Annotated in this window: 6 protein-coding genes and 1 pseudogene (1 of these 7 cut by a window edge); all 7 read right to left on the reverse strand. The window is 56.4% G+C overall.

Translation table 11 applies throughout. From position 1 onward, the window contains the following. Window positions 1-1202, reverse strand: a pseudogene (gene tilS, locus HY788_16725) (tRNA lysidine(34) synthetase TilS) (it extends 2125 nt beyond the left edge of the window). 74 nt (window positions 1203-1276) lie between these two features. Then, the gene (locus tag HY788_16730; GenBank protein ID MBI4775789.1) at window positions 1277-1945 is read right to left on the reverse strand and encodes an outer membrane lipoprotein carrier protein LolA; all 669 of its coding nucleotides are present in this window, start codon (window positions 1943-1945) and stop codon (window positions 1277-1279) included. A gap of 89 nt (window positions 1946-2034) precedes the next feature. Continuing rightward, the gene (locus HY788_16735; GenBank protein MBI4775790.1) at window positions 2035-4197 is read right to left on the reverse strand and encodes a DNA translocase FtsK 4TM domain-containing protein; all 2163 of its coding nucleotides are present in this window, start codon (window positions 4195-4197) and stop codon (window positions 2035-2037) included. A gap of 57 nt (window positions 4198-4254) precedes the next feature. Then, window positions 4255-5988: a ribonuclease J gene (locus HY788_16740; GenBank protein ID MBI4775791.1), complete on the reverse strand. Its 1734-nt coding sequence runs from the start codon at window positions 5986-5988 to the stop codon at window positions 4255-4257. Beyond that, complete coding sequence (locus HY788_16745; protein MBI4775792.1) at window positions 5909-6634, reverse strand: 1-acyl-sn-glycerol-3-phosphate acyltransferase; 726 nt, start codon at window positions 6632-6634, stop codon at window positions 5909-5911. The genes HY788_16740 and HY788_16745 overlap by 80 nt, the downstream gene beginning before the upstream one ends. Before the next feature lie 31 nt (window positions 6635-6665). Continuing rightward, window positions 6666-7847 carry a bifunctional glutamate N-acetyltransferase/amino-acid acetyltransferase ArgJ gene (argJ, locus tag HY788_16750; GenBank protein MBI4775793.1) on the reverse strand — a complete coding sequence of 394 codons (1182 nt, stop codon included), beginning with the start codon at window positions 7845-7847 and terminating at the stop codon, window positions 6666-6668. A gap of 4 nt (window positions 7848-7851) precedes the next feature. Beyond that, window positions 7852-9135: SEC-C domain-containing protein (locus HY788_16755; GenBank protein ID MBI4775794.1), on the reverse strand; the 1284-nt coding region annotated here is incomplete at its 5' end.

The following is a 9135-nucleotide window of genomic DNA, read 5'->3' on the forward strand; positions in this document are numbered from 1 at the left end:
AAAAGGTCATTGACTTTCTTACTCCCGCCGAGTCCAACGGGTCGCATCCGATCTCCCGGCCGGTAGGACCGGACCTGCAACGGGAACCTCAACGCATCGGCGTTCAAGCGCTCGGACCAAGGGTTCTCGAATTCTTGACCGCTTCCCCCCGCCTCGAGGGCGAGAACCGATCGAATCGGAGCAATCGTTTGTGAACCCAATCCGTCCATTCTCAGTGCATAAGGGTGCGCGTACGGCGGTTGGATTCCCACGACAAGACGGTGATACTCGATTTCGACAAAAACGCCGTCGGGAAGGTCCAGGTGGACGTTGACGCGCTCACCGGACGCAAGCCGAATAATCTGATCCACATGCCGCAGGCTGAACCGCCTCAGGTCTCCCTTGACCCATTGCAGGGCTTTTCGTACCGCCCGGGACGCAAGCGCCGGCAAGAAATCGTTCAACACGCCCCGATTGAGGATGACCAGCCCATCGGCCTGAAAGGAAACCAGTCTGGGCCACTCCCGTTCCAGTTCCCTGCGGAAGTAGTCCCCGTCCTCCTCGGCCAGACGCGACAACGACAACATATGGTCTGAAAAACGAGGTTCAAGCGCTCTCAACTCCGGCAATATATCCAGCCGAATTCGGTTTCGGAGGTACCGCCTGTCCTGGTTGGATTGGTCTTCCACGTATTCTATCCGATATCTGCCCAGATAATCCGCAATCTGTTCCCTGCTATGCCCCAGCAGAGGGCGAATCAGCTGGTCTCGCCCGGCAGGCATTCCGGCCAGTCCTTCGGTGCCCACTCCACGGAGCATCCTCAACATCATTTCCTCGACCTGATCGTCGGAGTTGTGCCCCAGCGCGACCTTGTTCGCTCCAGCGGAGAGTCTGACTCTTTCCAAAAATTCGTACCGGAGCTGTCTGGCGGCTTCCTGGGTGGAAAGCTTCCGAATCGCTTTTTCGGATCGGACATCGCCCTTCTCAACATAAACCGGCAATCCCAGCTGTTCGGACTGGATTTCAACCATTTTCGCTTCGAGGTCCGACACCCGCCCTCTCAGACCGTGATTGAAATGCGCTACCGTGACCTCGAGCCCGAGCAATCCCCGGAGTTCCAATAGGCCGAAGAGGAGCGCCGTGGAGTCGGGACCGCCCGAAACCGCTGCGACAACACGATCGCCGTTTTCCAGGAGCGCCCGGCCCCGGCAAAACTCCAGCATTTGATAAATAAAGGCGTCCATTCTACATAACAAAATCAAATCGAATCGTGGAGCGCCCGTCCGGCGAAACGCGTTTAGTGCGTGATAACCTGAACGCCGGGAGGTGGCGTGAACTCGAAGAAATCCTTCGGCAATGTCACGTTTTCCTGAACGGATTCGAACTTGAAGAGAACTTCCTGGCCCAAAGGGTAATACACTTTCATCGATATGAGCTTAGAATCCCGCTTCGCCACCTGCACTTCAAGACGCTCGAAGTCGTCATTCGGTTGGCGAGGGACCATTTGCAGCGTCACGGAAACATCGGAAGCTTCGAGCCGGCTTATTTGAAAAAACTCCTCGAGTTTCTCTTTTCCCGCCAGCAATCCATCCAGAGCCTTGATTACTCCGGTTCTGGACTGAGGAGGATATTGGTATGCCTTATTCTCGTCCGGAATCACCCACCACGTATGCTCCTGGTTCGCAATAACCAGCTCGGGCCGCGGTTCCTTTTGGTCCACCACAAAAAGATTGGGTCTCTTGAAATAGATCTTCCCTTTTGCATGCTCTTTCATGGAAATCGGCTGGGGACCGCCCATAGTCTGCGTAACGGTCTCCTGCTGGTAATTGGCCGAGAACCCGGTCACGGCAGCGTAATGCCGATTCAGCGAATTCAGAACCTCTGGGTCCACGGGTTCGCCGGATAAGGCCGTGGACACCAACACCAAGAATGCGGCCAGTGTCAATCCATATCTCCACATAGGCATATCGTCTCCTAAACAGCTAACGACCGGTCCGGTCGAATGCGCGTTGCGCGCCATAGCTAAGTTCTCGGCATCGATGTGAAGTCCCCGAATCAGCCGTTCTCAAGGACTTTTCGTGGCCTCACGCCGTCCGAGGGTCCCACAATCCCTTGTTGTTCCATCAATTCGATCATGCGCGCCGCTCGATTGTATCCCACCCGCAGCCTGCGCTGCAACATGGAAATCGACGCCTGGCGAGTCTCGGTCACTATTCGGACGGCCTCCTCGTAATGTTCGTCCATCTCCCCATCATCGGCGTCAAGGCTGTCTTGGCCAGTCACTTCCTCGAGCTCCGCCACATAATCCGGGGGACTCTGTTGCTTCAGAAATTCGGCAACTTCCCTGATTTCCTTGTCGGAAACATAGGCTCCGTGAATCCGCTGCAGTTTGGAAGTGCCGGGAGGAAGAAACAGCATATCGCCCGCGCCCAGAAGCTTCTCCGCGCCGTTGGTGTCCAGGATCGTTCGCGAGTCGGTTTTGGAAGACACCTGGAACGAAATCCGGGTGGGAAAATTGGCCTTGATGACGCCCGTCAAAACGTCCACCGAAGGGCGCTGCGTGGCAAGTATGAGATGAATGCCGGAGGCCCGCGCCATTTGCGCCAACCGGGCTATGGAATCCTCGACATCCTTCGAGGAAACCATCATCAGATCGGCCAGCTCATCGATGACCACTACTATATATGGAAGAAAGCTGTGTTTCTCCTCCGTATTTTCAGGCGGGCCGCTTTTTAGGAACTTTTTATTGTACCCCTCGAGATTGCGCGCGCTCAACTCCGAGAGAAGGCGGTACCTTCGCTCCATCTCTCCCACGGCCCATTTCAGGGCGATCGTGGCTTTCTTGGCGCTGGTCACCACCGGATGAATCAGATGGGGGATCCCCTCATACACGGACAGCTCGATCCGTTTGGGATCGATCATAAGCAACCGGAGTCGGTCATAACTGTTTCTGTACAGCAGACTGAGCACCATGGCGTTCAGCGAAACGCTTTTCCCCGTTCCGGTAGCCCCTGCAATCAAGAGGTGCGGCATTCTGGTCAAGTCCGTGACCACCGAATGTCCGACGATGTCTTTTCCGAGTGCAATGGCGAGGCCTTTCGGACTCTTGGAAAACGTTTCCGAGCTTAGAATCTCTTTGAGGTATACGATCTCGCGGCGCGGATTGGGGATCTCGATTCCTATGGCGCCCTTTCCCGGAAGCGGTGCGACAATCCGTATGGATTCAGCCCGGAGCGCCAGGGCCAGATCGTCCGCAAGGCCGGTTATTTTGCTGATCTTGACTCCCGGCGCGGGTTCGAACTCGAACATCGTGATCACCGGTCCGGGCACCACCTCCACCACGCGTCCCTGCACCCCGAAATCCAGTAGTTTTTTCTCGAGGATCTTGGAGTTCATCTCGAGGCTTTCCCGATGCACTTTGGTTTCCCGGACCGGGGTTTCATCGAGCAGTTCCAGGGGCGGGATAATACCTTTGCCTTCCTCGGGCATGAAATCAAACGCCTGCTGCTTCTGTTTCGGCGGGTCTTCCTTAGCGATGGGTTCCGGTTCCACCTCAACCACACGCGGTTTCTCCCTGGGCATGCGCTTGGCCTGTTCCGAAACCTGTCGTTTCTTCTTTTTCCGCTCGGACCGCTTCATCAAAAACGTCACCAACCTTACTCGCGCCGAGTCGGCCAGTGCGGCCGTTCGATGGGAAAATCCCACGAGAGAGAAACTGGTGCACAGAACAACGGCGACCAACAGCGATGTCAGCAATACCAGGCACGTACCGAACCTTCCCAGATAAGCGGTGAGGGATCGACTGAGAATGGTGCCGACAAAACTCTTGGCCGGAAAATCGACGTCCATCAGAGTGATCGAACGCGGTCCCAGTGAGAACAGACCGGCTGAAGCCAGCAGAAGAATCAGTGAGCCGAGGACCGCCGCCCAATTGTGGACAAAAGGCCTCCCAACAAACATACGAAACGAGGTCATGAATAAGAGAACGGGAATCCAAAACGCGGAAAACCCGAACAAGGCAAACAGGAGGCCGGCGGTATAGCTTCCTGCTCGCCCCAAGAGATTGTGCATATCCGAGCCATATGCACTAGGATTTTCGAACGAGGGGTCCAGGCGCGAGTAAGACGAGAGACTCGTGGACGCGAATATCGCCAACGCCAGAAATACAAGTCCCAGAATTTCTCCACGCAAATTTTTCGTGCCGATTTGAGCACCCATATCCATCTACCCGCACGCCGTTAAACCCGGCGTGGCTTTTCAGGACGCCGGTCCCGATTACATATCCATGACTACGCACAGAACAACCGGTCTGCGGTGCAGGACCCGATTGACGAATCTTCGGATACGTCTGCTTACATCCTGTTTGAACTCCGTCCGATCCAAAACGTCCGCTTGCCGATAGTCTTCCAACGTTTCTATGACAATCCGTTTCGCGTTCTCCATGAAGTCTTCTTCGTGTTCCTCCAATATGAAGCCGCGGCTCATAACCTCGGGATCGGACAACAACTCGCCGGTCTTCTTGTCAAGAACCACAACCGCCGTTATGATTCCGTCTCTGGAAAGGTTCCGTCGCTCCCTGAAGACGGGATACCCTACGTCTCCAACCCCTTTGCCGTCCACAAACACCCTGCCGGCCTCGATCTGCTCGGAAATTCGGGCCTCTCCGTCGACGATGGTCAGGCAATCCCCGTTTTGCATCACGAGCACTCGTTCTTTCGGAATTCCCGCCTTTTCAGCCAGCCTGGCATGTTTGACCAGATGGCGGTATTCTCCATGGATAGGAACGAAATACCGTGGACGGGTCAATTCGATCATCTTCAGCAGTTCGTCCCGATAGGCATGGCCCGACGCATGTATTTCGGACACGTCCTCGTAGATCACTTCAGCGCCCTGACGGTAGATGAGATTGATAATTTCAGTGATGGCCCTTTCATGACCCGGAATGAATCGAGACGAAAGTATGATCGTGTCCGTGGGTCTGATCCGGATCTGGCCATGCCGCTTCAGCGACATGAGCGTCAAGGCCGCCATGGGTTCCGCCTGGCTCCCCGTGGTAATCAGAGCCACCTCCCTATCCGGAAACCGGGACACTTCCCGGACCGTGATCTCGTTTTCCGGCGCGATATTCATGTAGCCGAGTTCTTTGGCGATGCGTACATTGGCCAACATGCTCTTGCCGCTGAACGCCACCTTTCGTCCGAGCGCTATGGAAAGTTCCGCCGCCTGTTGAATACGCCGGATATTCGATGCGAATACGGCAATAATGATTCTCCCCTCACACCGGCTGAAAATCTCCTCGAACGTCCGGGCTACTCTGCTCTCGGACAGCGTATGCCCCGACCGCTCGACATTCGTGGAATCCGACAGAAGGGCCAGCACCCCCCGGTCGCCATAATAGCCGAAGCGGTCCCAGTCGGACCCTCCGGAGGAAAACGCGGAATCGTCCATCTTGAAATCACCCGAGTGTATAATACACCCCGCGGGTGAGTTGATCGCCAGGCCGACGCCGTCGGGAATACTGTGCGGAACCGGAATGGGGTCCACCTCGAAGGGACCGAGCGTGATCCGTCCGCCCCCTTCTATTCGCCGCAAATCCACCGAGCCCGGCAACCCGTGCTCCCGAAGTTTTTCGCGCACCACTTCCAAAGTGAATTCCGTCCCATACACGGGCACATCGAAGTCCCTCAACACGTAGGGAAGCGCTCCGATGTGATCCTCATGTGCGTGCGTCAACACAATACCGAGAAGCTCGTCCCGGCGTTCCCGGACGTATCGGGTGTCGGGGATCACCGAATCCACCCCAAGCATGTGCTCGTCGGGAAACATGAGACCTGCGTCCACCATCAGAGAGCCGCCTCCGGACTCCAGAACCATCATGTTCATCCCGATCTCGCCCAAGCCGCCCAATGAAACCAGCTTCAAGACTATTTCAGGACTCCTTCCCGAATCCGGGCTCGCATTCGTCCTGGACTCGTTGGATACGTTCGAAAGCCATCCTCGCCAATTCATTCTTGTCGATTTCCACGCCCGCCGTTGGAATGGGAGGCGTGATTACCAACACCAGCGGAACCCGCCTGATCCGAAGGGATTCCGCCGGAAGCGCCCGTCGAGCGCCCAACAAGGCCACTGGAACCATCGGTCGGCCCGATTGCTTGGCCAGGTGAAACGCCCCGGCCTTGAACGGTTTCATCCGCCCGTCTCTGCTCCGTGTACCTTCCGGAAACACGACGATCGAGGCCCCGCCTTTCACGCGATTCGCCGCTGTCCGCATGCTCTTGATCGCAGCCCTGGGATGGCCGCGATCGATGGGTATAGACCCGATATAGCGAATGCCCGCTCCGAACATCGGGAGCCGAAACAGCTCCTTTTTCGCCAGCCAGAGAAAGGGTGACGGCAGATATCCGAGCAGGATCGCTATGTCCAGCATGCTGGCATGGTTGGCCACGAAAACATAGGCCTCTCGCTTAAAAAGGTGCTCGGCCCCGACAACGCGCACGGATAAACCGCACAAAACCAGAATACCCCGCGCCCATGTCTGAGCGATCTTACGTGCAAAATTTTCACTGACCCGTATCTTACACACGGCGATCTCAACCGAAATCAGAAAAATGGTATACGGGACACCCAGAATGAGGACCAGGGCGGTTTTCAACATCCTTACGATTCCCCTCCGTACGGTTCAGTCGTTACGTTCTATAGTTGGCGTTAATCTTCACGTAATCGATGGAGAGATCCGATGTAAATACATTGTATTCGGCCACACCCGCCTTCAAGTCCAACGTCACTGCGAAAGCACGGTTCTTCAGCACCTTCGTCGCATCCGTTTCCGCCGCTTTACCCTGGTATTTTCCATTCCTGACCAAACAGATATCGCCCACGAAAAGATCCACCTCGTCGGGTGAAAAACTCGCCTCCGATCTTCCGAGGGCGGCCAGTATACGACCCCAGTTGGCGTCTTCCCCAAAGAAAGCGGTCTTAACCAGTTTGGATTCCGAAATCAGATGGGCCGCCTGACGCGCCTCCAACTCGTTCTTCGCTCCCTTGATCCGAAGATCGATAAACTTGGTGGCCCCTTCCCCGTCCATCACCATCTGTTTCGCCAGGTCGGCGCACACCTTGGTGACCGCGTCCGCGGCGTTCCGACACGCCGTCGTCCCTCGTTCAAGCAGCGGACCGCCGGCCGCTCCGTTGGCCATGAGAAGCACCATGTCGTTCGTCGAGGTGTCCCCGTCGATGTTGACGCGGTGAAACGAGACGTCCACGGCCTTCCGGAGCATTTCCGCCAGAAGCTCGGGAGCGGCCTTGAAGTCTGTCATGATAAAAGCGAGCATGGTGGCCATGTTCGGTCGAATCATACCCGCGCCCTTGGTCACGCCCGCCACCGTACATTGCACGCCGCCAACGTCCGTTTCCTCGAACGCCAGTTTGGGAACCGTGTCCGTGGTCATGATGGCCCGCGACACTTTGGACAGATCGTCGGGGCTCAAGCCCTGGGCCAGCACAGGCATGGCGTCCCGCATGCCCTTCATGTTCAGACGCGCTCCAATCACGCCTGTGGACGCCACGAGAACGTCCTCCGGCGAGACGCCCAGAGCCGACGCCGCGGCCTCCGCCGTTGCCTCGGCATCGGCCAATCCTTCTTCACCCGTGCACGCATTGGCGCATCCGGCATTGACGACCACGGCTCTACACCGGCCCCGTTCCACTCTTTTCATGGACAGTTCCACCGGCGCCGCCTTAAATCTGTTCCTGGTGAACATCCCGGCCAGGGCGGCTTCGCGTTCCGAATAGATCAAAGCCACATCATCCCGTTCCCATTTTTTCTGAAAGCTCCGGGCGGAGGCGAACTTGAACCCCTTTATCCGCATGGACCTATCTCCCACAACATTTCTTGTACTTCTTTCCGCTGCCGCATGGGCATGGAGCGTTCCGTCCGACTTTCTCTCCCTTTCTCACGGCCTGCGTGCTCCCGCCGTCTCCACCATGACTCATGACCATTTCCTGCTCTTTCGGCTCGAACAGGGACTTCGGCTTCGCCTCCCGCTCGATCTTGATCCGGAAAAGCTGCCGGATCGTGTTTTCTTTCACCCGGCTCAGGAGACCGAGAAACATCTCATAGCCTTCCTTCTGGTAGGCGCGAAGCGGATCCTGCTGGGCGTAGCCGCGAAGGCCGATGCCTTCCTTCAAGTGATCCATAGCCAGAAGATGGTCCTTCCAGAGGCCGTCCAAATTGGCCAGCATGACCACGCCCTCCAGATACCGCATGTCTTCGGAGCCGAATTCATTTTCCTTTTGCTCGTACGCTTCCGTGAGTTCTTTCACCACGCTGTCGATAAGACGTCCCTGGGGCATTTCTTCCAGAAACCGCTCGGTCCACCGGAAGCGTATGCCAAAATGATTGTACAGCGCCTCGGCAAGTTTATCGATTTCCCAGTCTTCGAACCCGCTCTCCGCATCCGTAAACTGCTCGATAATACCGGTCGCCTGTTCGGAGATCATTTCCAGAACGTCCTCCTTCAGATTTCCCTCGAGGACCTCCCTCCGTTGTGCATACACGACCTCCCGCTGCTTGTTCATAACATCGTCGTATTCGAGCAAATGTTTCCGGATGTCGAAATTGTGGCCTTCCACCCGTTTCTGGGCATTCTCGATGCCTCGAGTCACAAGGCTGTGTTCAATAGGCTCCCCGTCCATGCCTAAACGATCCATTATCCCGGAAATCCGGTCCGACCCGAAAATTCTCAGCAGATCATCTTCCAGGGACAAATAGAACCGGGACGATCCTCGATCTCCCTGCCGTCCCGACCGTCCGCGCAATTGGTTATCAATGCGACGGCTTTCGTGGCGTTCCGTTCCCAGGATGTGCAGTCCGCCTTTATCGGCCACCCCGGGTCCGAGAACGATATCCGTGCCTCGACCGGCCATGTTGGTCGAGATGGTGACCGCACCCGGTTGACCGGCCATGGACACGATTTCCGCTTCCTTTTCGTGCTGTTTGGCATTGAGAACGGCATGTTTGATGCCTTGTTTCTTGAGCATGCTGCTCAACCGCTCCGACTTTTCGATGGAAATGGTGCCCACCAGCACGGGTCTCTCCTCGTTGTGGAGTTCCCTGATTTCCTCCACGGCGGCCTCGAACTTCTCTTTCTCGGTCCG

It is taken from the genome of Deltaproteobacteria bacterium (assembly GCA_016208165.1).
In the GTDB taxonomy this organism is placed as follows: Bacteria; Desulfobacterota; Desulfarculia; order JACQYL01; family JACQYL01; genus JACQYL01.